This is a genomic window from Nocardioides sp. NBC_00850, from assembly GCF_045207335.1.
Taxonomy (GTDB): Bacteria; Actinomycetota; Actinomycetes; order Propionibacteriales; family Nocardioidaceae; genus Nocardioides.
Map to the genome: position 1 here is coordinate 44,098 of NZ_CP108845.1, position 23,987 is coordinate 68,084.

General features: G+C 69.2%; 20 protein-coding genes. 8 read left to right on the forward strand and 12 right to left on the reverse strand.

Going from position 1 to position 23,987, the window contains the following annotated elements; genetic code table 11:
* Positions 1–90: 90 nt before the first annotated feature.
* Positions 91–681, reverse strand: coding sequence for a TetR/AcrR family transcriptional regulator (locus tag OH802_RS00220; protein ID WP_406023999.1), 591 nt, complete (start codon positions 679–681; stop codon positions 91–93).
* 48 nt (positions 682–729) lie between these two features.
* Between OH802_RS00220 and OH802_RS00225 the strand changes: the two genes are divergently transcribed.
* From OH802_RS00225 to OH802_RS00235, 3 genes are read left to right on the forward strand one after another with little or no spacing between them, the layout of a single operon-like run.
* Complete coding sequence (locus OH802_RS00225; protein ID WP_406024001.1) at positions 730–2,244, forward strand: flavin-containing monooxygenase; 1,515 nt, start codon at positions 730–732, stop codon at positions 2,242–2,244.
* Positions 2,241–3,077 (forward strand): SDR family NAD(P)-dependent oxidoreductase, encoded by an 837-nt coding sequence (locus tag OH802_RS00230; protein ID WP_406024003.1) that lies wholly within the window; start codon positions 2,241–2,243, stop codon positions 3,075–3,077. Before OH802_RS00225 ends, OH802_RS00230 begins: the two co-directional genes overlap by 4 nt.
* A 17-nt stretch (positions 3,078–3,094) precedes the next feature.
* Positions 3,095–3,619, forward strand: coding sequence for a DUF402 domain-containing protein (locus OH802_RS00235; RefSeq protein WP_406024005.1), 525 nt, complete (start codon positions 3,095–3,097; stop codon positions 3,617–3,619).
* On the opposite strand, the gene OH802_RS00240 is transcribed toward OH802_RS00235, so the two are convergent.
* Entirely contained in the window at positions 3,614–4,957 is a 1,344-nt protein-coding gene (locus OH802_RS00240) for a threonine/serine exporter ThrE family protein (RefSeq protein WP_406024007.1), read from the reverse strand. The two genes, OH802_RS00235 and OH802_RS00240, sit on opposite strands and share 6 nt — an antisense overlap.
* A gap of 82 nt (positions 4,958–5,039) precedes the next feature.
* On the opposite strand from OH802_RS00240, the gene OH802_RS00245 reads away from it, so the two are divergent.
* On the forward strand, positions 5,040–6,167 hold the full coding sequence (locus tag OH802_RS00245) for a glutamate--cysteine ligase (protein ID WP_406024009.1): 1,128 nt from the start codon (positions 5,040–5,042) through the stop codon (positions 6,165–6,167).
* A gap of 95 nt (positions 6,168–6,262) precedes the next feature.
* Here OH802_RS00245 and OH802_RS00250 read toward each other — a convergent pair whose 3' ends face one another.
* The 4 genes from OH802_RS00250 to OH802_RS00265 form a co-directional block, all read right to left on the reverse strand.
* Positions 6,263–7,378, reverse strand: a complete 1,116-nt coding sequence (locus OH802_RS00250; RefSeq protein WP_406024011.1) for an FUSC family protein — start codon at positions 7,376–7,378, stop codon at positions 6,263–6,265.
* A 150-nt stretch (positions 7,379–7,528) separates the two neighbouring features.
* The gene (locus OH802_RS00255) at positions 7,529–8,179 is read right to left on the reverse strand and encodes an HNH endonuclease family protein (RefSeq protein WP_406024013.1); all 651 of its coding nucleotides are present in this window, start codon (positions 8,177–8,179) and stop codon (positions 7,529–7,531) included.
* Between the two features lie 51 nt (positions 8,180–8,230).
* A complete protein-coding gene (locus OH802_RS00260) occupies positions 8,231–9,478 on the reverse strand; it encodes a site-specific DNA-methyltransferase (protein ID WP_406024015.1) in 1,248 nt (415 codons plus the stop codon).
* Between the two features lie 10 nt (positions 9,479–9,488).
* The gene (locus OH802_RS00265) at positions 9,489–10,040 is read right to left on the reverse strand and encodes a hypothetical protein (protein ID WP_406024017.1); all 552 of its coding nucleotides are present in this window, start codon (positions 10,038–10,040) and stop codon (positions 9,489–9,491) included.
* Between the two features lie 77 nt (positions 10,041–10,117).
* Between OH802_RS00265 and OH802_RS00270 the strand changes: the two genes are divergently transcribed.
* Positions 10,118–10,693: a mismatch-specific DNA-glycosylase gene (locus OH802_RS00270; RefSeq protein WP_406024019.1), complete on the forward strand. Its 576-nt coding sequence runs from the start codon at positions 10,118–10,120 to the stop codon at positions 10,691–10,693.
* 4 nt (positions 10,694–10,697) lie between these two features.
* Here OH802_RS00270 and OH802_RS00275 read toward each other — a convergent pair whose 3' ends face one another.
* Together OH802_RS00275 and OH802_RS00280 are read right to left on the reverse strand one after the other, a co-directional pair.
* On the reverse strand, positions 10,698–11,855 hold the full coding sequence (locus tag OH802_RS00275; RefSeq protein ID WP_406024021.1) for a hypothetical protein: 1,158 nt from the start codon (positions 11,853–11,855) through the stop codon (positions 10,698–10,700).
* A 153-nt stretch (positions 11,856–12,008) separates the two neighbouring features.
* On the reverse strand, positions 12,009–15,983 hold the full coding sequence (locus tag OH802_RS00280; protein ID WP_406024023.1) for a carboxypeptidase regulatory-like domain-containing protein: 3,975 nt from the start codon (positions 15,981–15,983) through the stop codon (positions 12,009–12,011).
* 394 nt (positions 15,984–16,377) lie between these two features.
* Between OH802_RS00280 and OH802_RS00285 the strand changes: the two genes are divergently transcribed.
* Positions 16,378–18,216 (forward strand): hypothetical protein, encoded by a 1,839-nt coding sequence (locus OH802_RS00285; RefSeq protein WP_406024025.1) that lies wholly within the window; start codon positions 16,378–16,380, stop codon positions 18,214–18,216.
* 1 nt (position 18,217) lies between these two features.
* On the opposite strand, the gene OH802_RS00290 is transcribed toward OH802_RS00285, so the two are convergent.
* Positions 18,218–18,757 (reverse strand): TOPRIM nucleotidyl transferase/hydrolase domain-containing protein, encoded by a 540-nt coding sequence (locus tag OH802_RS00290; protein WP_406024027.1) that lies wholly within the window; start codon positions 18,755–18,757, stop codon positions 18,218–18,220.
* 74 nt (positions 18,758–18,831) lie between these two features.
* Between OH802_RS00290 and OH802_RS00295 the strand changes: the two genes are divergently transcribed.
* Positions 18,832–19,581, forward strand: coding sequence for a helix-turn-helix domain-containing protein (locus OH802_RS00295; protein ID WP_406024029.1), 750 nt, complete (start codon positions 18,832–18,834; stop codon positions 19,579–19,581).
* Positions 19,575–20,360, forward strand: a complete 786-nt coding sequence (locus tag OH802_RS00300; RefSeq protein WP_406024031.1) for a hypothetical protein — start codon at positions 19,575–19,577, stop codon at positions 20,358–20,360. Before OH802_RS00295 ends, OH802_RS00300 begins: the two co-directional genes overlap by 7 nt.
* A gap of 3 nt (positions 20,361–20,363) precedes the next feature.
* On the opposite strand, the gene OH802_RS00305 is transcribed toward OH802_RS00300, so the two are convergent.
* The 3 genes from OH802_RS00305 to OH802_RS00315 all read right to left on the reverse strand — a co-directional run bounded on the left by OH802_RS00305 (position 20,364) and on the right by OH802_RS00315 (position 23,891).
* Positions 20,364–20,975, reverse strand: coding sequence for a nucleoside/nucleotide kinase family protein (locus OH802_RS00305; protein WP_406024033.1), 612 nt, complete (start codon positions 20,973–20,975; stop codon positions 20,364–20,366).
* Between the two features lie 103 nt (positions 20,976–21,078).
* Entirely contained in the window at positions 21,079–22,614 is a 1,536-nt protein-coding gene (locus OH802_RS00310) for an alpha-N-arabinofuranosidase (protein WP_406024035.1), read from the reverse strand.
* A gap of 254 nt (positions 22,615–22,868) precedes the next feature.
* The gene (locus OH802_RS00315; protein ID WP_406024037.1) at positions 22,869–23,891 is read right to left on the reverse strand and encodes a LacI family DNA-binding transcriptional regulator; all 1,023 of its coding nucleotides are present in this window, start codon (positions 23,889–23,891) and stop codon (positions 22,869–22,871) included.
* Between the last annotated feature and the right edge of the window lie 96 nt (positions 23,892–23,987).

The window sequence follows — 23,987 nt, forward strand, 5'->3', positions numbered from 1 at the left end:
CCCACCGGGGTGTAGACCAACTCGTGTAACACGTCGTTCGTAGGACTGTTCGCCCTATCAGAACGACCGGATAGTCCTACGAACGACGTGTTACACCTCCCCCGAGCCGAGCAGCTCGAGCAGCACCGGCAACGACCCCGCCAGCATCCCCAGCAGATCCTCGCGTGACAGCCCCGCGGGATCGGCCTTCCACGACAGCACCAGCTCCTCCGACATCGCCTGCCAGCCCCTGACGACCAAGCGGGCGGCGGGGGTGTCGACGACGAAGTCGACATCGGCCTTGAAGATCCGGGCCCCGAGAGCGCCGAAGGCGTCGTCGTAGATCTGGCGCAGGACCGGGTCGCTGGCGGCGCCGCGGACCATCGAGACGTACCCCTCGTAGTTGGCGTCGACGAAATCCACATAGGCGGTCATCGACGCCAGCAGGCGCTCGACGGGCTCGCCGGTCTCGGGCGGGGCGGTCTGGGCGACGAGCGCGTCGGCGGCGCGGCGTACGACCGCCTCGCGAAAGGCCATCTTGTCGCCGAAGTAGTGGTAGAGCAGCCCGCGCGAGATGCCGGCCTCGCGCGCCACCACGTCGATCGATATCTCGTCGAGGGAGTGGTTCGCGAAGAGGCGAATGCCCAGATCGAGCAGCTGCTCGCGGCGTTGCTCGGGCGTCAGTCTCGTCCGTTGGCTCATGCCGACCATTCTATTGACATCTGTTCAATAGGCAAGAATACTCTCGGTATGACCACTGCTGACCTCACCCATGTCGACCACCTGATCGTCGGTGCCGGCTTCGGAGGCCTGTGCGCGGCGATCAAGCTCGAAGAGGACGGCGAGCGCGACTTCGTCGTCATCGAGAAGGGCTCCGGCGTCGGCGGCACCTGGCGCGACAACACCTACCCCGGCGCCGCCTGCGACGTCCCAAGCCAGCTCTACAGCTACTCCTTCGCACTCAACCCCGACTGGTCGATGAGCTTCTCGCCCCAGCCGGAGATCGAGGCGTACATCAAGAAGGTCGCCGAGCAGTCCGGCACGCTGGACCGCTTCGTCTTCGACACCGCGATGACCGCCGCCACCTGGGACGAGAGCCGGCAGCGCTGGCTCGTCGAGACCGAGGGCAAGGCCGGGAAGAAGACGTACGCAGCGACCACCGTCATCGCCGGCCCCGGCGCGCTCTCCGAGCCCAAGCTCCCGGACATCGCGGGCATCGACACCTTCCAGGGCGAGATCTTCCACTCCGCCCACTGGAACCACGACGTCGACCTCACCGGCAAGCGCGTCGCGGTGATCGGCACCGGCGCCAGCGCGATCCAGATCGTCCCGGAGATCCAGAAGAAGGCCGCTCGCCTCGACGTCTACCAGCGCACCGCGCCGTGGGTCCTCCCCCGCAACGAGCACCGCTACTCCAAGCTCGAAAAGGCCGCCTTCCGCCACGTCCCCGGCGTCCAGCGGCTCGCCCGCGCGGCGGTCTACTGGGGCCTCGAGGTCCGCGTCCTCGGCCTCGCCGTGCAGCCCAAGCTGACTCTGGCCCACGAGCTGATGGCGAAGAACAACATCCGCCGCGGCATCAAGGACCCGGAGCTGCGCCGCAAGGTCACCCCCGACTACACGCTCGGCTGCAAGCGCACGCTGATCTCCAACGCCTACTACCCGGCACTGGCCGCCGACAACGTCGACCTGATCACCGACGGCATCTCCCGGGTGAGCGAGAACTCGATCGTCGCCAAGGACGGCACCAGCCGCGAGATCGACGTCCTCGTCGTCGCGACCGGCTTCTACACCACCGACCTGCCGATCGCCCACGCGATCACCGGCAGCAAGGGCCGCACCATGGCCGAGCGGTTCGTCGAGACCGGGATGAGCGCCTACAAGGGCACCACGGTCCCGGAGTTCCCCAACCTCTTCTTCGTGGTCGGCCCCAACACCGGTCTGGGCCACTCCTCGATGGTCTACATGATCGAGTCGCAGGTGGCCTACATCCGCGACGCGATCCGCACCATGCGCACCAACTCCTACGCCACCGTCGAACCCACCGAGGACGCCACCTCCGCCTGGAACGACGACCTGCAGCGCAAGATGGACAACACCGTCTGGTCCGAGGGCGGCTGCGCGTCCTGGTATCTCGACGAGCACGGCCGCAACACCACCCTGTGGCCGACCTTCACCTTCCTGTTCCGCCACCTGACCAGCAAGTTCGACGTCGACAAGTACGCCGTCACCGCCGCAACCACGACCAAGGAGAGTGTCCCCGCATGAAGTCCTTCGACGACAAGGTAGTCGTACTCACCGGAGCCGGCTCCGGGATCGGCCGCGCCCTCGCGGTCAACCTCGCCGGCCGCCGCGCCCGGCTGGCGCTCTCCGACGTCAACGAGGCCGGTCTGGCCGAGACCGTCGAGCTCGCCAAGCAGGCCGGAGCCCGCGAGATCAAGGAGGACAAGCTCGACGTCGCCGACCGCGAGGCCTTCAAGACGTACGCCGAGGGCGTCATCGCCCACTTCGGCCAGGTCAACGTGGTGATCAACAACGCCGGCGTCGCGCTGTCGGGTCGGGTCAACGACCTCGACTGGGAGGACATCGACTGGATCATGGGCATCGACTGGTGGGGCGTCGTGCACGGCACGAAGCTCTTCCTGCCGGCCCTGATCGAGTCCGGCGACGCGCACATCGTGAACATCTCCTCGCTGTTCGGGCTGGTCTCGATGCCCGACCAGGCCTTCTACAACGCGGCGAAGTACGCCGTGCGCGGCTTCACCGAGGCGCTGCGCGAGGAGATGCTGATCGACGGTCACAACGTCGGTGTCACCTCGGTCCACCCTGGTGGCATCAAGACCGCGGTCGCCCGCAGCGCCCGCGTCTCGGCCAAGGACGACCAGGCCGCGACCGCGAAGTTCTTCGACGAGAAGCTCGCCAAGATGGAGCCGTCGCGCGCCGCCGAGATCATCGTCAAGGGCATCGAGAAGAAGCAGGCCCGCGTGCTGGTCGGCCTCGACGCCCACGTGATCCACAACTTCGGCAAGTTCACCGGCTCGCGCTATCAGGACCTCATCGCCCTGGGGGCCAAGTACGTGATGCCGAAGAAGAACGGCTGATCTCTAGACTGAGCGCCATGCGCTTCGAGGCCGGTCACCCTGTTCGTGTCGAGTTCACGAAATGGGGTGGCCGGCCTCATTGGTCCTTCACGGGCCTCTACCTCGGTGAGGACGAGCACGGCGAGTGGATCGGTCACCCGATCGGCACCGAGTTCGCCCGCCCGGGTCATGGCTGGGTCGCCGACTGGGAGTCGGTCAGTCTGGTCCCCCACCACGACGCAGCCCACTTCCCGGCGTTCAACCGGCCGAACGACCGGGTGAGCTCGCAGATATATGTCGACATGTGCACCCCGCCGGTGTGGCAGGACTCGACGGTCACCTGCATCGACCTGGACCTCGACGTGGTCAAGAAGTTCGACGGCTCGGTCTACATCGACGACGAGGACGAGTTCGAGCACCACCAGCTCGAGTACGGCTACCCGCCCGAGATCATCTCGATGACCGAGGGTTCCGCCGAGCGCGTCTTCCTTGCGGTCAAGGAGAGCCAGGCGCCGTACGACACGACCCCCGAGCGCTGGTTCGAGGTGCTGAGCGGCCTATGAGTCGATGTCGGCGGCAGGCACCGGGGTGGCCCGGTCCTTCCGCAGCGGACCGACGAGGCGCGGCCCGGACAGGCGCGTCTCGATCCGCCACGACCGGCGACTGAGTGGCTGGGCGATGTATTCGCCCAGGTAGACGCCGGAGGCGAGAGCGAGCGCGACCGAGGCCGCGGTGAAGAGGGCGACCAGGCCGACCGAGGTGGTCGTCGGCGTCTCCTGGGCCAGCATCGTCAGACCCCGGTAGATCGAGTAGCCGGGCAGGAACGGCACCACCGAGGAGACCACGACGACCAGCGGTGGCACCTTCAGCCGGGTGGCGACCGAGTAGGCGACCAGACCGATGAAGAGGGCGGCCACGGCCACCCGCCACGTACGCCCGACGTCGCCGGGCACGACGATCGACAGGATCACCGCGACGCCGGCGATCACCGCGATGGGAGCCAGCGTCCGCTTGGGCGCGTACGCCGCGTAGGCGAAGGCCGCAGCACCCACCGCACCACCAACGGTGGCGAGGGTGATCGACTGCAGCGACGTGACGCTTCCCGTCACCGCACCGCTGATCGGCACCCCGACCGCGCCCGCGAAGACCAGACCGCCGGTGACCCCGGCGATGATCCCGGCGGTGGAGACCAGCGCCTCCATGATCCGCGCGCTGGCGGTGACATGGAACCCGGTCAGGGCATCCTGGAGGGCACCCATGAAGCTGATCCCGGCCAGCATCACGGTGATGTTGGCGGTGATCGAGGTGGAGACGTCGAGGTCCAGCGGCAGCGCCGCGGCGACGACCGCGAGCAGTGTCGCCACACCCGCGCCGGCGACCTGCAGGTAGAAGAGCGGCAGCCGCCAGCGCCGGTGGAGGAAGTGCTGCAGCTGGTCGATCGCGGCGCCGGAGATGAAGGCGAGGACGACCACGCGGAACTCACCACCGACGTAGACGGTGAACGCGGCCGCCATCACCGCCATGCCGAGCGTCACCGCCCAGCGCGGCCGCCGGTGGCCGCCGGAGATGATGCGACCGAGCGCGATCCGGGCGCCCTGGAGGTCCACCTCGTCGCGTACGACCTGGCGGACCAGGTGGTCGACGGCGGTCAGGTGGTCGTAGTCGATGGTGCGGTTCTTGACCTGGCGGGTGGTGTGGATCGGGATGGCCTCGGGATCGGCCTGATAGCTCATCGAGAGGCTGGTGTACGTGACGTCGACCTCGGCCTCACGAAGGCCCAGATGTTGGGCGAGCGACCTCATCGTCGCGGTCACGTCAGCGGCCCCGGCGCCGGTCGAGATCAGCAGCTCACCGACGCGGAGGCAGAAGTCCAGAGTCAGGTTCACCTCACGCGCGTCCACCGTCACAGGGTGCCATCGGCCCGGTGAACGACAGGCATTCGCGATGCTCGACAAACGGGCCTGTGCAAGGAACGCTCAATACATGCGGATCGACTTCCATCCCTCCCCCCGACCGACGCTCGGCGTCGAGTGGGAGCTCGCGCTCGTCGATCGCGAGACTCGGGATCTGGTCAACGTCGCGGACCATCTCTTCGCCCGGGCCAAGCCGCGGGTTCCCCACCCGGGCCGGATCCACAAGGAGCTGCTGCGCAACACCGTCGAGGTCGTCACCGGGGTCTGTGGGACGGTCGAGGAGGCCATGGACCAGATCCGTGAGACGACCACCGGCGTGGTCCGTGCCGGTGACGATCTGGGCGTGGATCTCTTCGGCGCCGGGACCCATCCGTTCGCGTCCTGGACAACGCAGGAGCTGTCCGCGGGGCATCGCTACCAGGAGCTGATCAACCGCACCCAGTGGTGGGGCCGGCAGATGCTGATCTGGGGCGTACACGTGCACGTCGGGATGCCCGAGCGGGACCGGCTGCTGCCGGTGCTCAACGGGCTGCTGACCTACTACCCCCACTTCCAGGCGCTGTCGGCCTCGTCACCGATCTGGGCGGGGGTGGACACCGGCTACGCCTCCAACCGGGCGCTGATGTTCCAGCAGCTGCCGACCGCCGGGCTGCCGTTCCAGTTCTCGACGTGGCAGGAGTTCGAGGCGTACGTCTCGGACCAGTCCGTCACCGGGGTGATCGAGGACATCAGCGAGATCCGCTGGGACATCCGGCCTTCGCCCCGGATCGGCACCATCGAGAACCGGATCTGCGACGGGGTCTCCACGATCCAGGAGCTGGCCGCGATCGCCGCCCTGGCGCACTGTCTCTGTGTCGACCTGGACTCCCGAGTGGCGGCCGGGGAGCCGGTGGCGACGATGCCGCCGTGGCACGTCCAGGAGAACAAGTGGCGCGCCGCCCGCTACGGCCTGGACGCGATCGTCATCCTCAACGACGCCTCCGAGGAGCGGCTGGTCACCGACGACCTCGCCGACCTGCTGGTGCGCCTGGAGCCGGTGGCCGCGCGCCTGGGCTGCGAGAAGGAGCTCGCCGGGGTGCACGACATCATCCACAAGGGCGCCTCCTACCAGCGACAACGCGCCATCGCGGCCTCCACCGAGGGCGACCTGGTCGCGGTCGTCGACTCGGTCGTACGTGACCTGCGCGGGTCGCTCTAGCGCGGATGCTGACCGAGGTAACTCGGTCAGCCGTCACTTCCCTCGTGGAGTTCCGCGAGGGGAGTTCGCGTTCACCGAGTTACCTCGGTGAGCATTCAGCGCGACGGCAGCGGCGGCAGGGCGTCGGTCGCCTCGAACTGTCCCATCCCGGTGACGCCGAGCAGGTCCACGATGATCGACCTGATCTGGACGAGGATGACCTCGGCGTTGAGCGATTCCGTACGCTCCACCTGGGCCGAGTGCTCGCCGACCGCGAGCAGCACCGACCTGGCCTCTTGGCTCAGCCCGTCCGGGCTGCGGCCCGCGGCGAGCTCGGCCTCGACGACGTCGACGGCGTCGGCCAGCCCGAAGGCCAGCTGGTAGTAGCTCTCCGGCACCACATCACCGCGGTAGGCAGAAACCGCCGCCCGCCGCACCAGCACCCGGGTGCTCCGCAGGGCGCGGTCGAGCGGCTCGACGAGCTCGGCCATGCGATGTACGTGGCTGCGATGTCGGAACCGGAACGGCGAGATGGCCAGCACCGACATGCCCTCGTCGGAGGCGTCCTGCAGCTCGCGGATCAGCGGGTCGGTGGCACGCGCGTCGGCGAGGACCTTGAGCCCGTGGACCGCGTCCGCGTCGAGCATCACCTGACCTGCGGCACGCAGCAGCGAGGCGATCTTCTTGGCCACCACGGCCGCCTGCTCACCAGGCCGCCGCAGCGGCGCGGCGGGCACGATCGAGGCGGCCACCAGCGCGACCGCACCGCCAATGAGCGCGTCGGTCCAGCGCGTGAACGCCGCGCCGGGCGTCGGCAGCAGCCCCATCACGAAGATGGACTGCACCGCGGCCTGGTTGCGGAAGACCTGGCCGGAGGAGATGAAGATCCCCACGGCCATCGCCATCGCGACCACCAGGGTCATCTGCCAGGCACCGTCGCCGATGACCTGCACCACGACGTCGCCGAGGAACACGCCGAGCGCCACCCCGATGGTCACCTCGGTCACCCTCCTCAGCCGCTGGCCGTAGGAGGTGCCGAGGCTGACCACCGCCGCGATCGGCGCGAAGACGGGTTGCGCGTGGCCGAGCAGAGTGGCCGCGATGAACCAGGCCACCCCGGCTGCCCCGGCGGCCTGCAGCACGTGCCACCGCTTCGACTTCAGCCGCGCCAGCCGGCGACGTACGTCGGACTCCACCTGGTCACGTGTGACCCGTGGGGCAGAGAACGCCATGCCCGAGATCCTATCGGTCCCAAGCCCTGCCGAGGCGTCGCCCGCGTCGCCCGAGACGTCAGCCCCGCTGGCCGAGTGGGCACCACCGTGCCCGCTCGGCCGACGCAGGTGACGCCTCGGCCGACCTGAGTGACGCCTCGGCGGAGAGGGTCAGCGGGCGAGGGTCACCGAGACGGCCTGGCTACCGCAGCCGTTGGCGGAGGTGAGGTTGGTGAGGGCTGACTTCTCGGTGTTGTCGACGGAGAGGCGCCAGCGGATCTTCACCGAGACGTACTCCTTCAGGTAGCGGCACTTCTGGAGGTCGGGCATCCATTCGGCCGGGTCGGCGTCGGACTTCTCCTGGTTCTCGTTGTCGGTGACGCCGACCAGGGAGCCGTAGTAGCCGAGGTCGTTGGCGTAGTTCTTGCGCTCGGTCGAGGTCCAGGTGCGGGCGCCGGAGTCCCAGGCCTCCGCGAGCGGGACCATGTGGTCGATGTCGATGTCGCTGGTGGCGGTCCAGGACAGGCCGTCGTAATAGGAGTACCAGCGGCCACCCGAGAGCGAGCAGCTGGAGCCGACCGTGGGGGCCTCCTCGGCCTCCGCGATCAGCACCTCGTTGCGGGTGCTGCAGCCGTCGCCGTCGGCGTCGATCCAGTGCTGGAAGAGGTCACGGCTGTAGCCGGTGCGGTTCTCGGCCGCGACCGAGAGGTCACCGATGGCGGTCGAGAGCGGCTGGGAGTAGGACTCGGCGTGTGCTGCCGCCGGAATCGTGAGCGGCACGAGTGCGCCGCAGGCGAGGATGAACAGGCCACGGAGTTTCATGGGGGGGTCTCCCGAGGTGAGGTGTTCGGTCGCCCCAGACGATGCCGCGTTTTACGCGCCCTGTGTAACCCGGTTACCAGATGTTTCGAGAAGTTCACCGATGTCGCGCTCGACCAACGCTTTCGCGCCGCCGTTCCCGTGGGCCGCGACCACGGCCCGCAGCCGCGCGCGGGTGACGTCGGAGACGTACGCCATCTCGGCCTTGGCCGCGTTCGACCCCGGCCGGGTCGTCTCGGCGATCTGGACCGACCAGCACGTACGCCGCGCCCCGTCCTCCACGTTGGCCAGCGCGACCGCGTGGCCGGTGGTGCCGGAGCCCGCGAAGAAGTCGAGGACCCTCGCGTCGGTCGGCATCGTGGCCAGGATCCGCCGGATCAGGCCGGTCGGCTTGGGCGACTCGAACAACGGCCCCACCAGCGACTTCAGTTCCGCGACGGCAGAGTCGGTCGAGCCGATCTCCTCGGCCATCCAGATCGTGGTGAGCTTCTTGCGCCTCGCCTCACCGGAGGCGTCGCGGGAGAGCCAGTCGCGCTGGTAGACGTCGACCCGCTCCCCCAGCTTCCCGCGTACGCGACGGCACATCAGGTCGTCGGGACGGGCCGCGATCAGCGGGGCGCTCCACCGCCAGACCGCCGGGCGACCGTCGCCGAAGACCGGCCAGATCTCCTGGCCGCCGGCGAACGGCTCGACCGCGACACGACCGGTGTCCGGGTCTCCCCACACCGGGAAGTGGAGGGTCCGGGCGGTCGCCGGGTTGAACTTCTTGTTGGTGTTGCGCAGCGGCAGCCGCCGGTAGTGGCGCCCGTCGTCGGTGACGAGCGGGAAGTCCTGCTCGTTGACGGCCTCGGGGATGCTCGACTCCAGCGCGCAGGCCCGGGTGTCCTTGGCGTAGACCAGCAGATACTCGTGGGACGTCGCGAACCCGTTGCCGAGCTGGCGGCCCTTGGGGTTGAGGTTGACCACGATCTGCGCGAGCTGGTTGCGCTCCTCGAAGACCTCGTCCATCAGGACCTTGAGGTGGGCGGCCTCGTTGTCGTCGATGGAGACGTAGATCGCCGCGCGCTCTGACATCACGGTGCGCGCCGCCTGTAGCCGGGGCCTCATCATCGCGACCCAGGCCTCGTGGCGACCGGCCCGCCGACCGTCCTCACCGCGCCGGTCGTCGTGGTAGGCGAAGAGGCTGCCGGTGTTGTAGGGCGGGTCGATGTAGATCAGGTCGAACTTCTCCCCCGCCACCGAGAGCGCCCGAAGAACATCGAGGTTGTCGCCCTCGACGAAGGTGTTCCACGGCTCCCCCACGCGGGGAACGTTAGCCGACGGCCAGGTCGGTGCTCAGCAACGCGACCGATCGCTCGGCCACCAGGCACTGGATCTTGGTGCTCTTCGGCGGGGCGACGCTCAGGACCACGTCATCGCCCGTCGTGCCGGCGGTGATCGTCGCCGGGTCCGGAGCCTCGCAGCCGTCGTAGACCGTCTGGGCGTAGAGCCGCTGGCCCGACGGGACGTGCGCCAGCAACCTCGTCGCCTCGGTGGTGAAGGATGCCTGGAGCGAGGTGCCCAGCGTGGCCGCGTACGCCTTGACCGCAGCCTCGTCCGGGAGGGGCGTCGCGGTCTTCTCCAGGTCGCCCTCGGCCGCGCCGCCGGCGGAGACCAGGCCGCGTACGGGCTTCTCCGAGCTGGGCGGTCGGGACGGCTCGGGCTGCGGCTTCGGCTTCGCCGAACCAGTCGAGGACAGTGGGGTTCCGGAAGGCGAGGCCGACGGGCTCGAGCCCGGATCGGTCGCTTCATCGGTGGTGCCGCAGGCGGAGACCAGGAGCGCCGTCGCAGCGACTGCGAGTGGGAGAAGACGCGTGGGGTGCATATTTCACATACTCCCCACGGCACCCTGCTGTTGCACCCCCGGCCGGCACGTCGTTACTGAGATGGAAGGATCACGCCGTGGCCCGCTTCACCCAGGCCGAGCTCCAGACCTACTACGGCGCCTCGGTCCCCGACCTCCTTCCGGCAGACGACCAGCCCCTGCGCCTCCTCTTCGTCGGCATCAACCCCGGCCTGTGGACGGCAGCGACGCAGACCCACTTCGCGCACCCGCTCAACCGCTTCTATCCGGCGATCTTCCGGGCCGGGATCACCACGCGTCCGATCGACGCCTCGGCGGGGATGACGGCGGAGGACCGCGACTACTTCCGGGACCGGGGCATCGGCTTCACCAACATCGTCCGTCGCGCCACCGCGAAGGCGTCCGAGCTCGGCAACGCCGAGCTCAAGGAGGGCGGCGCCGAGCTGTTCTCCCTGGTCGCACGCCGGAAACCGGCGGTCGTCGCGATCGCCGGGATCACCGCCTACCGGACCGCGTTCAACCGCCCCAAGGCCAAGCAGGGCCTCCAGCCGGAGCCGCTGGCCGGCGCCGAGCTCTGGGTCGTACCGAACCCGTCGGGCCTCAACGCCCACGAGACCGTCCCGACCCTGGCCGCCGCCTACGCCGAGGCGGCCCGCGCCGCCGGCCTGATCTGAGGGCTCAGAACCCCGTCGGCGCTTCCGGCAGCTCCGGGACCCCGAGCTTCGCCAGCAGCGCGACCGCGTCGTCGGCCGAGACCCTCGCGGACTGGGAGTGGAGCATGTCGTCGACGGCGAGGTCGACCTCACCGGTGAGGCAGACGAGCACGTCCTCGCCCTCGGCCTCGGCGGGCCCCTGGAAGGCGAGCACGGGCAGGTAGGCGAGGTCGAGGGAAGCGGTCTTCTGGAGAAGGCGTACGGCGGCGAGCACGTCGGCCCGCGGATCGGCGACCTCCAGCGGGCGGCCGTCGACGGAGGCTGCACCCGAGGCAGGCACCTCGACCATGCCGGCGGTCGAGGGGATGTCGTGCTGCTCGATGACCGCGACCCCACCCGGATGCACCACGACCGCCTCGAGCTCCCGCGAACCGATGCTCACGTTGAGCACGACCAGCGCCGACTCGAGCTGGCCGAGCGCCTGACGGAGCTTCTCCTCGCCGAAGGTCTCCGGCGCACCGAGGTCGAGCATCCAGCCGCCAGCGGCGGTGGCGACCCACGAGGCGGTCTCCTGCTCCTTCAGCGCCACCAGCTTCTCGGCCTCCTGCCGCAGCCGGTCCCGCTCGAGGGCCGCGTCATGGGCCCGCCGCCGCTCGTCGTCGAGCTCGGCGCGCAGCATCGCGACCTCGCTCTCGGCCAGCTGCTGCAGCTCGCGGCGCCGCTCCGCCTCCCGGGCACGCTCCTCGGCCCGCTGCTTCTCTGCCCGCAGCCGGGCGACCTCGAAGCGGCGTACGCCCTCTTCGAGCAGCCCGAGCGTGCGGTCGGAGACCGCCACATCGGCGCCCGACTCGAGCCGGTCCCGCAGCGCACCCCAGTTGACCTCGGGGTGGTCGGTCACCAGCGCGTCCAGCACCTTCAGGAGTACGTCACCCTCGACCCCCGTGCGCGAAGCCAGCGAGGCCTGGTTGAACCGAGCCGGCGCGGGCGCCGGAGTCGAGGCCGGAGCCAGGCTCCACTGCCCCGGCGGCCCCTCGACGAAGCCACCCGAGTTCAGCACGCCGAGCAGCTCCTCCTCGGTCAGCAGCACCCGTTTGCCCTTCAAAGCGGCGCGCAGGACCTGCAGGCTCAACGGAGCCCGCAGGCGCAGGATCTCGGCGACGGCCGGCATGGAGGAATGAGGCATAGGGGCTGGTTAGGGGGTTGTTCTCGCAAGCGCCGCGATCGTACACCGCAGCACCGACATTCGAGGTCCGCCAGAGCGGTTCCGAACACTTGACCGGATTGCGGGGCGCGAAGGCCCCGGACACCGGCTGGTGCCCGGGGCCCCGCTGACGAGCTATTCGAGCGGCTTCAGGTCGAAGTCGTAGACAGTCGTCTGACCAGCCACGATCTGCGCCTTCTTGGTCGCCGGGACGAACCCGTCGGCCGCGACGACCACCTGGAGCGGCGCGTTGGACTTCTGCATCCAGTACCCGTAGGTGCCGTCCGCATCAGTCCGCAGCGTCACGTCGTACGACACGCCGTCGAGGGCCACCACAGCACCCTCGAGCGCCTCACCCGAGCCCGTCACCGTGCCCGTGATCTTGCCCCAGCCAGCGGGCGCCTTCACGATCATGGTCGCCGGGACCGGCGCCACGGTGTAGGGCGTGTTGTTCCCGATGACCACGTCGGCCGTGTAGGTGCCCGGCTGGTCGACCGTGGCAGCGAACGTGGCGATCGCGGTGACCGACTTGCCCGGTGCCAGGGTGAACGACGGCGGCTGGACGTCCAGCCACGCGACACCACCGCCGCCACCGGCCTCACCGGTCACATCGAGGATGATGTTGGAGTCGGGGAACCCGAGGTCCGCGGCGTCGGTCGGCTCCGGCGTACCGCAGGCGTCGGAGGCCAGGTAGGTCGGCGACGTCTCGGCGGCGGCGTTGCCGCCGAAGTAGACCGCCCCACCGGCGACGGAGACGACCAGGATGTCGTCCGGCGCGATCTCCGCCGACGCCGCGATCGGCACCGTGTAGGTCGCCCCGAAGTCGCCGGTCACCGTCGTCGTACCCGACCCGATCGGGGTCAGATTGGCGAAGGTGAACGCCGCACCCTCCGGCAACGTGTAGAGCGTCGCCGTCACCGGCGTGCTCCCGTTCGCGGACTCCTGGACCGCGAAGCTCACGCTGGTGGGCGTGAAGCCGCCGGAGATTCCGAAGTCACCGGGTGAGTAGGTGCGCAGGATCGTCGTGGTCCCCGAGGGGCACGCGACCGAGCTGGCCTGCACGACCTCGTGCGAGCTCGAGTGGGACAGGGTCGTCTCACCCGCGGGAGTCGGCGCGAGAGCGGTCACCGAGGGCTGCCCCGACGAACCGAGCTTGCTCCCCGACTTCGACGAGGTCAGGCCCGACGCCTTCGAGCCGGCGCCCGGCTTGGTCTCGACAGTCGTGGCCTTCTTGGTGACGCTCTTGGTGACACCGGCCGAGGCGGTCTTGTCACCCTGGATGACGACCTCCTCGCCGGTGGCACCCAGATCGACCTCGGCGGGCGCGGACCCGGTGTTGGTGATCTTCAGGTTGCGGGAGACCGAGCCACCCATCGCGAGGTTGGCGTTAAGCGCCGTCTGGGTGACGGCGAGCCTGCCGGCCTTGAGCTGGGCGTTGGAGGTGAGCGTGGTGTCCTCGGCGACGGTGAGGTTGCGGCTGATCGGCTCGTAGTCGGGCGCGGTGAAGCTCACGCCGTACTTACCGGTCACCAGGTCGACGCTGTAGGAGCCGTCGGCGCCGGTCTCGATCGTCTTGACGGACCCCCCGGCGGTCGGGGTCAGGGTGACCTCGGCGCCGTCGATGCCTGCCTTGGTGTTGTAGTCCTTGACGACACCGGAGACCGTGCCCATCGGGGCCAGGTCGAAGGTGATCGACTTGTTGTCGCTCAACGAGGCGGTGTTGAGCGAGAACTGGGTGCCGATCGTGCCGGTGGCGTTCTCGATGCCGATCGTGGCCGAGCCGCCCAGGGCCCGGTCCCCGGCGGGCAGGTCCCCGTAGCCCAGCTCGACCCGGCCGTCCTCGAAGAGGGTGACCGAGAAGTCGAGCAGGTCCGAGCTGTTCAGCGGGTAGACGTCGCGCCACTCGATGACGAACGCGTCCACGCCGTCGACCGTCGTCGCTGCGGTGAACACGTCGGCCTCACCTCGGGCGTCGAGGTCGTCCCAGAACGGGTAGATCGCCGCGTTCGGCACGGCCGTGGACGGGATCGCCCCGTTGCCGTAGGCCGTGCTGGACGCGAGGAAGTTCACGTGACCGTTCGATGCGACGTACGCCTTGGCGTAGCTGCCGCCGTAGAGCGGGAAGCTGAACGGCAGGTCCACCGAGGCGGCCGCGTCGTCACCTTCCAGCCCGAGCGCGGTGGTGCCGGAGCGTACGCCGCTCGAGCCCTCCGAGCAGAAGTAGCCGTAGTCGTCGTAGGAGAAGACCACCTTCACGTGGTGCGTCTTGGCGCCCGTGACCTCGATCTCGGAGCTCGTGGCCTCGGCACAGCCGGACCCCTCCGTGAAGATCGTGTACGTCCCCTCCGGGACACCCGCGATCGAGTAGGCCCCGTCGGCGCCCGAGGTCGCGGACAGGTTGCCCGGCGAGAGCTGGACCTCGGCCCCGGCGATCGGGGCGTTGGTGCTGGCGTTGGTGACCGTGCCGCTGACCGTGTGCTTCGGAGCCTCGGCGAGGTCGAAGTCGACGGTCGTGGTGGCGTCCTGGGTGACCGTCGCGGACCCCGTCTCGGTCACGAAGCCGAAGGCGGAGGTGGTCAGGTCGTAGTCACCGACGAAGACACCGGCCGAGAAGTGGCCCTCGGCGTCGGTCGTGAGGGTGCGGTCGAGAGCCTCGCCGTCGAGCTCGACGGTCGCGCCCTCGATCGGCTCGCCGCCGCTGGTGACGGTGCCGGCGACCGTGCCGCCCTCGGCCGGAGCCAGGGCGATCAGGCGCGCCAGGTCGAGGTAGCCCTCGCCGTACACGTTGTTGTTCTCGGCGGTGCCACCGCAGGTGGTGTCGTCGACGTCGGTCGCCGCCTCGTTGAGCAGGCGGCGGGTCTCCTCGAGGTTACCGATCAGGGTCGGGTTGTAGCTCCACAGCGCCGCGACGGCTCCCGCGAGGTGAGGGGCAGCCATCGAGGTGCCGTTGTAGCTGCCGTACGAACCACCCGGGAGGGAGGAGCGTACGTTCACACCCGGTGCCGCGATGTTGGGCTTGACCAGGCCGTTCTGGCCCGAACCACGGCCCGAGAAGGAGGCGACCGCGCCGGAGGAGTCGACCGCGCCCACCGAGTAGGTGAGCACGTTCGCGCCCGGGGAGGACGTCCCCTGGCACATCGAGCCCGGGTTGCCGGAGGCCCACGAGGAGAACTGGCCGGCTGCGTTCCAGGCGGCGTTCACGTCGTCGAAGAACGAGTCGATGTAGCCGACGCCGTTCCAGCCCCAGGAGTTGTTGATGACGTGCGGGCGCTTGGCGACGTCCGGGTTCTCACCGGCGGCGTCGGTCGGCTCCAGCAGCCACCAGCCCGACTCGAGCAGCCCCGCGTCGGTGCCGCAGCAGCCGTTGGTCTCGATCCACTCGGCGTCGGGTGCGACACCGATCTGGTTGCCGGCACCGTCGTCGCCGACCATGGTGCCCATGGTGTGGGTGCCGTGGCCGTCGAGGTCGCAGGGACCGCTGGAGCAGTCGCCGTAGGCGTCGTACCAGTTGTAGTCGTGGGTGAAGGTGCCGTCACCGTTGTTGCCGCGGTACTGGTTCACCAGTGCCGGGTGGGTGTAGTCGGTGCCGGAGTCGACGCTGGAGACCACGATGCCGGCGCCGGTCGCGCCCTGCTCCCACGCCTCGGGAGCGTTGATGAAGTCGATGCCCCACTCGATGCCCTGCGGCGCCTTGGTGGCCGTCTCCTCCTTGACCGGCTCCACGAGCGAGAGCTTGGCCCGCTCGTGGACGGTCTTGATCTCCGGGTCGGCGGCCAGCTTCAGCGCCAGGTCCTCGGAGCCGTCCTTCACCAGGATCGCGTTCGAGATCGCGTACGTCTTGTAGCTGACCTTGGCGGCGTCGAGCTCGGCGACCGCGCCGGCCTGAGATGCCTTCGCCGTCTTCTCGAGCGCGTCGACGACGTACTGGCCACGCTCGGTCCAGTCGTCGATGGAGGAGGCCGGGCCGAGGTTGGCCTTGTCGGAGAACCGGAGCCAGAAGTCGGTCGAGTCCGACTTCTCGAACTTCGACTCGAGGGTGGAGGTGAGCTTGGCCGCAGGGGCCTTGTCGTCGGCTGTAGGGGTGCCGGCGAATGCGGGGGTGGCAAGCATCGCAGCCGCTGCGGCGAGTATGCCTGTGGCTGCTACGGCCGATCGGCCGAGGCGTGAATATCTCAAGGTGGGTCTCCTTGCGGAAACCGTCGGCAGAACCCGCGAACAGAGATCGTGCACATTCCCGGGTAATGCGGACGGATCGATTATTGCCACGGGAAAGCGTTCTCTCGATTTGTTACAGCCGCAGTCATTCGGAGCGCTGGAGCGCGGCAGATACCTGCCAATGTCGTAAAAGCGTCACGGCTCTAGACAAGTTGGCGAGGCAAATATGACACGGCCGCGTCATTGACACCCGCCCCCGGTATCGGCTCTGACGAATGCTCCGTCAAAGGCCGGGTCGTTGACGTAGGTCCGCTTTCCGTTCGCTGTACGTTTTTGTAAAAGGAGGGGCATGTCTGCGATCAAACGCGTGACGAACACGTCCGAGGCCGAGGCGCTGGCGGCGTTGCTCAACGGCGACTCCCGGACGAAGCCGACCGTGGTGGTGACGGTTGCGTCAGGACATACCGAGCCCTACGCCGACGTCGAGCGGATCGCGGCCGAGATCGGCGACCTCGCCGACCTCTACCTGGTCACGACCGGCGGACACACCTGGGCCTTCTCCAACAAGATGACGCCGGGCACCCAGGTCTACGGCGGCGCCGGGCGGGTCTACCCGGTCGGCCTGGCGTGGAACATCGACCTGCTGCAGGCTCCGCTGCGGTTCGCGTGGAGCAAGTCCGAGGGCCGCAAGCTCACCGGGCAGCTCATCGACGACGCCCTCGACATGGCCGCGGCGGCCGGCCTCTTCGACAGCGCCCGCACCGCCTCGACCCGCGAGCGCCGTGCCGGCACGGTGCGCTCGATCATGAGCGAGCGTGCGCTGGTCGACCTCGTTGGTGGCGACATGGCCTCGATCCCGCCCCAGCTCGCCCAGGCCGGTGTGCCGATCGAGCGCGTCCTCGCCCCCGGGATGCACGTCGACGGCGTACTCGAGAAGAAGTCACGCTGGCTCGACATCCGGGAGAGCCGTCCCACCGCCGAGGAGGCATTGAAGACGTACGCCGCCGGGGACGTCGTCCCCGCCGAGGTCCGCTCCGTGCTGGCCGGCTCGGCCGACCTGCGCCTGCATCCCGACGTCACCGTCGAGCTCTTCCGATCGGATGTGACCGGCGACCCCGACGACGACCTCTCGGCGCTCCTCACGCCCGGTGAGGTCGTGCTCGCGCGGGTCGTCGCCACCGGACCCAAGTGGCGGCTCTCGCTGCGCGAGGTCCGCGAGCACGACACGGCCCGCGAGGCTCTCGCCCTGTACGCCGGTGGCCCGCCCTGGCTCGACCCGGATGCTCCGCCGCCTGCGGTCGTCGAGCATGTCGATCCCGAGCCCGCACCTGCTGAGGTCGCTCCGGTGGTCGACCCGGTCGAGCCGGTCGAGCCGGCTGTCGAACCCATCCCCGAGGCTCCGGCCAAGGCGGCGATCCCGAGTCCCGCGATGATGCCGCGGCGCAAGGGCGAGCCGGTCCGCGCGGTCCGGCCGGCGCCTGTGCCGTCGCCCGAGCCCGCGCCGATGCCGGACAAGGAGCACGCGCCGGCCAAGAAGGCCGCGGTGCAGTCGATGTCGCTGCAGGTCACCGCGATCAAGGCCGAGAAGGCCCACCTCGAGGCCGAGCTGACCGAGCTCCGCGACCAGGTCTCCGGGCTGCGCAACGAGCGTGTGCAGTTCGCCAAGGACCTCGCGCGCGCGGCCCGGCAGGTCGAGACCCGCGACGCCGAGCTGGCCAGGATGCGCTCCCAGCTGCGCCGCGCCAAGCAGCGCACCGCCCCGCCCGACGTCGCCCTGCCCGTCTTCGCCGACCGCGAGCGCGGCTTCCGTCACCTGGTCGAGGCCGCCTGGGCCCGCCGGATCCCGGTCGGCGAACAGCCGACCCGCCCGCTGCCGGACTACGCGATCGGCGAGCGGTTCCTCGACAGCGTCGACGCGCTCGAAGGCATCGCCGTCGACAAGATCGCCGACGTGGTCATGGAGGTGCTCACCGGCCTCGCGGAGCAGTCGACCGGCCGCGAGCTGCACCAGCTGCGTACCTCTGCCGGGGGCAACTCCGCGCCACAGTCCCGCACCGACGGCGCCGTCTGCTACCGCGTCTCGATGCAGATCCACACGCCCAGCGCCCGGCGGCTGCACTTCTGGAAGTGCCCCGACGGCACCATCGAGCTCTCCCGCGTCGTCGTCCACGACGACATGGAGCCCTAGCTCAGCCCCAGCACCAGGTCAGCAGCCCGATGAGCGGGTCCGGGATCGACTCGAGCTCGACGGCCTCGCCGAGGATGGCGCCATAGCGGATCTTGCGTCCGGAGGCGGTGCCGAAGAAGCGGTGCAGCTGGTCGGCGACCTCCTCGCCGCGGTGCTCGGGCTGGTTCTGCAGCGTACGGAACTTGCCGCCCTCGCCGTTGGCCTCGAGGATCTCGACGATCCGCGCCGCACCGATCGCCCGGATCATCTCGTCCTCGAGGTCGCGCCGGCACGCGAAGAACCCCTGCCCGGAGAGGTCCTCCCCGACCTGCCGGCCGAGCGCATTGGTGACGAAGTGCTCCTCGGCCTCGTCGTAGAGTCCGCCGACCCGGTGCCCCGCTGCCGTCGTCTCCCGGATGAACCGTCCGGCGTTCCCGGCGCCGCCCATGGAGACGACCTCGATGCCGAGCTCGGCCAGCTCGACCCCGTAGCGCGGAGCCAGCGCCTCCACCAGAGCCTTGTCGGACTCCCCCTCGACAAGCAGCGTGATCGGTCGCGTCATGGCGCACACCTTAGAAGAAGGTACGCCGCCGCGCCTGTTCCATATATGCAACAAGCCGTCTTAGGGTTGCAAATATGGAACAGGACGTCGGCCGCCTGGTCGCCGAGTGCATCGAGCACTCGGGGCTCAACGCGCGCCAGGTGGCGGCACGAGCCGGCGTGGCCGCGTCGACGGTCCATCGGATCCTCAACGACCAGGTCAGTCCCTCGGTCGCAACGCTCCACAACATCACTGCTGCCTGCGGGCTCGACCTGACGATGAGCACCTCACCTTTGGCCTCCTCGGCAGCGGCCGCGGCGGCACGAGCCATCCTCGACGAGCACTACCCAACCGAGGTTGACGCCGGGGTCGAGCAGTGGGCCGCCCGGCTCGACACCTGGACCGACGGCGACCCGGTCCAGATCATCGAGGAGGCGGCGCGCGCCTCCGGCGTCCTCCACCGCTCTGACGCGATCCGGCTCAGCGGCGAGGCCACCATCGGACGGATCGCCTCCGCCGGCGACGCCTCGGGCCAGCGTTGGGCGGTCTCCGGCGCGGCCGGCCTGGACCTCCCGTCCTTCGACGAGGCCGTCCCCCGGATCTCGGTTCTCTGGTGCGAAGATCCGAGCGCGATCCGTCCCCTCCTCACCGGCGGAAGCCTCCGTCCGGCGTCCGCCCCGCACCGGTCCACCGTGGTCGTCGCCGCCGCCGAGCCCGACCTGTTCCTCGGCACGTTCGAGCGCGATCGGGTCGTCTACGCGGCCCCGATCCAGATCGCCATCGACGCCATCTCGGTCGGCGGTGACGCCGCGGCCCGCGCCCGCGAGGAGATCCGGACATGGTGACGAAGCAGCCCCGCTGGGCACCGGACCCCGAGACGTACGCCGCCCGCAAGCCGACCACGAACGACGCCTACCGGGAGGTCGCGGACCGCGACGCCCAGGTGCGCGACACCGGCATCTGGTGGACCGAGGTCGACACCGCCCGCATCCTGCCGAGTGACACCGACCGCGCCTGGCGCCGGTTCCGCGCGAGCCTGCCCGAGCTGATCTGGAACGCTGCGAGGCTCGAGGGCAACAGCTTCACCCTCCCCGAGGTCCGCTCCCTCCTCGACGGCGTCACCGTCGGTGGCCACCGGACCGCTGACGAGCTGCAGGTGCTGGCGCTCAGCGAGGCGTACGGCACGCTCCGCGATCTGATCGGCTACGGCAGGTTCCAAATCGACAAATCGACGTCCGACCGTCTCAACCGGATCGTCGCCCGCCACGAGACGCTCGACGCCGGAAGGTTCCGCGGCGAAGGCACGCTGCGCCGCAATGGCAGCGAGCTGCTCCGGGCCCGCTTCGCCACGCTGCAGGAGCGACTTGCCGAGACCGGCGACCCACGGCTCCAGGCACTGATCTACCTCTGCTCCGCCGCCCGGACCCGGTTCTACGCCGGTGGCAACCTCCGCACCGCTCTTCTGATGGCGAACGGCATCCTGATCTCGAACGGCTTCGACGCCATCACCGTCCCGTACGTCCGGCGCCTCGAGCTCGACCACGCCCTCAACACCCTCATCACCACCGACGACGCCACCGAGCTGATGGCCTTCCTCATCGACTGCGCCGTCTCCGAGAGCTGACGGCTACAGCACCAGGTCAGCTCGATCCCGCGTTGCCCTCACCAGCGCGGCGTTGCGCAGATCGCTGGCGGCGATCTTCGCCTCCGCCTCCTCCCGCGACCTCCCGCCGGCGAGGAACCGCTCGAGCAACCTGGGCGCGAGGACGGCGTCCGGGACATCGACGAACCACACCTCGTCCAGCAGCCCGCGTACGTCCTTCCACGGCCCCTCATCCAGCAGCAGGTAGTTGCCCTCGGTGATCACGACCGGCTCGTCCTCGATCACGACCCCACCGGGGACAGGCTCGTCCGTGATCCGACTGAACGTCGGCCATTCGACGCGCCCCTCACGCACCCGCCGCAACGCGGCCACATATCCCTCAGCGTCGAACGTGTCCGGCTCGCCCTTCCGCGCCCGCGCGCCCATCGAGTCCAGCTCCGCGTTGCTCCGGTGGAACCCGTCCATCGGCGCCACCACCGCAACGTTCCCGGACTCGTTGAGTATGTCCCGCAGCCCCTCCGCCAGCGTCGACTTCCCGGCTCCCGGAGGCCCGACGATCCCGAGCACGAACCGGGCGCCCGCCTTGTCCCTGATCTGCTCCGCCAGCCGAACGAGTCCGTTTCCACTGAGGGTCAAGGCAAACCTCCACGACGCAGCTTTTACTAGACGATGACACATTGTGAACGGTTCACGAGGTGTCATCGTCTAGTAAAAGCAGAACCGAGCTACCCCTAGCCCGTCACGACACCGCGACCTCGAGCTCGACGACCGCCCACGACAGCGGCGGCAGGCTCAGACGCACCGAGCCGTCCTCGACCCCGACGTCGCGAAGCGGCACGAGCCCCACTCGGTCAGGCGCAGCCTCAACGTTGGACGCGTACCGATCGCCACCCTCGGGGATGGTGAGGATCTCGGCACTCGCCACCCGCTCCACCCCGAGCCCACGCAGGTCGACGGTGACATCAGACGCCTCGTCGAGACCTCGGTTGGCGACGAAGAGCGCTACCCGACCGTCGGCCTCGGACCACGTCGCGGCGGCGTCGATGACATCGACATCGCCGAACTTCTCGGTCGGGATCTGGTCGGCGGAGACGGCGAGCCGCAGGATCTGCCCGCGAGCCAGCGACGCCATCCGGGCGAACGGCCAGAAGATCGTCTGCCGCCAGGCCGGTCCGCCCTCCTCCGAGCGGATCGGGGCGATCACGTTCACCAGCTGGGCCTGGTTGGCGATACGTACGCGGTCACCGTGGCGCAGCAGGCTGTTGAGCAGGGTGCCGACGACGACGGCGTCGGTGACCGAGTACTCGTCCTCGATCAGCCGCGGGTGCTCGCGCCACTCCTTCTTCACCTGATCCGGCTGGTCCTCGGAGTCGAGGCCCTCCATGTACCAGACGTTCCACTCGTCGAAGGAGATGTCGACCTGCTTGGTGTGCTTGCCGGCGGCCTTGACGGCGTCGATCGTCGCCACGACGCCGTCGATGAAGGCGTCCATCCCGACGGCCTCGGCCAGGAAGGAGGCCGCATCGCCCGACCTCTCCTGGTAGTACTCGTGCATCGAGATGTAGTCGATCTCGTCGTACGCGTGGGTCAGGACGGTGTGCTCCCAGCTGCCGAACGTCTCCATGTAGCGGTTCGAGGAGCCGACCGCGACGAGCTCGATCGAGTCGTCGACGAGCTTCATCGCCTTGGCCGTCTCCTGCGCCAGCCGGCCGTACTCGTGTGCCGTCTTGTGGCCGATCTGCCACGGCCCGTCGAGCTCGTTGCCGAGGCACCAGAGCTTGATGTCGAAGGGCTCCTCGGCTCCGTTCTTCCGCCGCAGATCCGACCAGTAAGTCCCACCGGGATGGTTCGCGTACTCGACCAGCGCCCGCGCCTCCTCGACCCCACGCGTACCGAGGTTGATCGCCTCCATCACCTCGACGTCGGCCTCGCGGGCCCAGCCCATGAACTCGTGCAGCCCGAACTCGTTGGTCTCGATCGTGTGCCAGGCGCCGTCGATGCGGCGGGGCCGGTCCGCGACCGGCCCGATGCCGTCCTCCCAGCGGTAGCCGGAGACGAAGTTTCCCCCGGGGTAGCGCACCACCGTCGGGCCCAGCTCCCGGACGAGCTCGAGCACGTCCTTGCGGTAGCCACGGTCGTCGGCGGTCGGGTGGCCGGGTTCGTAGATGCCGGTGTAGACGCACCTCCCCATGTGCTCGACGAACGACCCGAAGAGACGTCGGGGTACGTCGGCGATCGTGAAGTCACGGTCGATGGTGATGCGTGCGCGGGTCATGGCACGAAACTATTACATCGTTGTAATGACACAGGCAAGAGTCTCCGCCTCCCCTATTCGGTGGATCCCTTCCGTCCCCGACCGACCACGCCTGGATCACGAGTGCCAATGGGAAGCATGAAGCCCCGAAGGACACGCTTCCGATGAGTACGACGCTGCTCATCGCCGCAGGTATCGGCTACCTGCTGGGCATCCTCGTCGGCGTCTGGATCGCGCACGGCCGCTGGACCGCGCACTAGACCGCCGCGGCCGAGCTATCGCGTCGTGCTCGCACGGACGACCAGCTCGTGCGGGATCGCCACTGCGCGAGGAGGGCTCGTACGATCCCCGATCCGGGTCAGCAGCAGGTCGACAGCCGCCTCGGCGAAGGCGTGCCGGTCCAGGGCGATGGTGGTCAGCGACGGATTCATGAACCGGGCATGCTCGACATCGTCGAACCCGGTCATCAGTACGTCGCCGGGCACCGAGATCCCGTGCTCCTGGAGCACGTGCATCGCGCCGAGCGCGATCGAGTCGGTGAACGCGACGATCGCGTCGAAGCCGGCGTCGCGGGCCAGCAGCTCGGCGGCCGCCTCGGCTCCACCCGCCATCGACCACTCCTCGACGTACACCTCCAGCCCCGGTTCAGCCTCGATCCCGTGCTCCCGCAGCGCCCGGTGATAGCCCTCCAGCCGCTGGATACTGGTCGCCGACGCACCGGTCGCGCCCGTCTTCCCGCCCAGCGCCGCCACCCGTCGCACGCCGCGCTCGAGCAGGTGCTTCGTCACCTCATACCCGGCCTGCCGGCTGTCGATCAGCACCCGGTCGACCCTGTGCTGCTCGACCTCACCGATGAGCACCACCGGCGGCAGCTGATCGTCGTGCACGACGATGCTGTCCTGGAGCCGGATCGGGTTGAGGATCAGCCCGTCGATCTGGTGCTCGCGAGCCCGCGAGACCAGGTCGTACTCCCGCTTCGGCTCGGCCCCCGTCTCCTCGATCTGGACCGCCATCCCCCGCTCGTGCGCCACCTGCACCACCCGGTGCACCAAGTCAGCCGAGAACGCCGTCGCCAGATCCGGCAGCGCGAGCGCGATCACTCCTGTCCGGCCGTTACGCAGGCTCCGGGCACTCAGATTCGGTACGAACCCCAGCTCCTCGACCGCCGCCAGCACCTTCTCCTGCGTGTCCGGACGTACGAACGCCGTCCCGTTCATCACGTTCGACACCGTCTTCGGCGACACCCCCGCCAGCGCCGCGACATCCTTCACCGTCGCCCGCCGCGGCCCCCTGCTCATGAGGTCAGCGTAATTCAACGGTGTGCCGTGCGTTGGCCCACAGAAGGCGGCACCTACCTGATGTCGGCGCCCCCAAGCCAAGTCGTGACTGTTCCG

Bases quoted from the DNA above. Each gene is read 5' to 3' on its own strand.
- OH802_RS00300 (WP_406024031.1), top strand. From the start codon at position 19,575: ATGGTGACGAAGCAGCCCCGCTGGGCACCGGACCCCGAGACGTACGCC.
- OH802_RS00255 (WP_406024013.1), bottom strand. From the start codon at position 8,179: ATGAAACTCCGTGGCCTGTTCATCCTCGCCTGCGGCGCACTCGTGCCG.
- OH802_RS00280 (WP_406024023.1), bottom strand. From the start codon at position 15,983: ATGCTTGCCACCCCCGCATTCGCCGGCACCCCTACAGCCGACGACAAG.
- OH802_RS00290 (WP_406024027.1), bottom strand. From the start codon at position 18,757: ATGACGCGACCGATCACGCTGCTTGTCGAGGGGGAGTCCGACAAGGCT.
- OH802_RS00235 (WP_406024005.1), top strand. From the start codon at position 3,095: ATGCGCTTCGAGGCCGGTCACCCTGTTCGTGTCGAGTTCACGAAATGG.
- OH802_RS00250 (WP_406024011.1), bottom strand. From the start codon at position 7,378: ATGGCGTTCTCTGCCCCACGGGTCACACGTGACCAGGTGGAGTCCGAC.
- OH802_RS00285 (WP_406024025.1), top strand. From the start codon at position 16,378: ATGTCTGCGATCAAACGCGTGACGAACACGTCCGAGGCCGAGGCGCTG.
- OH802_RS00220 (WP_406023999.1), bottom strand. From the start codon at position 681: ATGAGCCAACGGACGAGACTGACGCCCGAGCAACGCCGCGAGCAGCTG.
- OH802_RS00230 (WP_406024003.1), top strand. From the start codon at position 2,241: ATGAAGTCCTTCGACGACAAGGTAGTCGTACTCACCGGAGCCGGCTCC.
- OH802_RS00295 (WP_406024029.1), top strand. From the start codon at position 18,832: ATGGAACAGGACGTCGGCCGCCTGGTCGCCGAGTGCATCGAGCACTCG.
- OH802_RS00265 (WP_406024017.1), bottom strand. From the start codon at position 10,040: ATGCACCCCACGCGTCTTCTCCCACTCGCAGTCGCTGCGACGGCGCTC.
- OH802_RS00225 (WP_406024001.1), top strand. From the start codon at position 730: ATGACCACTGCTGACCTCACCCATGTCGACCACCTGATCGTCGGTGCC.
- OH802_RS00245 (WP_406024009.1), top strand. From the start codon at position 5,040: ATGCGGATCGACTTCCATCCCTCCCCCCGACCGACGCTCGGCGTCGAG.
- OH802_RS00315 (WP_406024037.1), bottom strand. From the start codon at position 23,891: ATGAGCAGGGGGCCGCGGCGGGCGACGGTGAAGGATGTCGCGGCGCTG.
- OH802_RS00310 (WP_406024035.1), bottom strand. From the start codon at position 22,614: ATGACCCGCGCACGCATCACCATCGACCGTGACTTCACGATCGCCGAC.
- OH802_RS00275 (WP_406024021.1), bottom strand. From the start codon at position 11,855: ATGCCTCATTCCTCCATGCCGGCCGTCGCCGAGATCCTGCGCCTGCGG.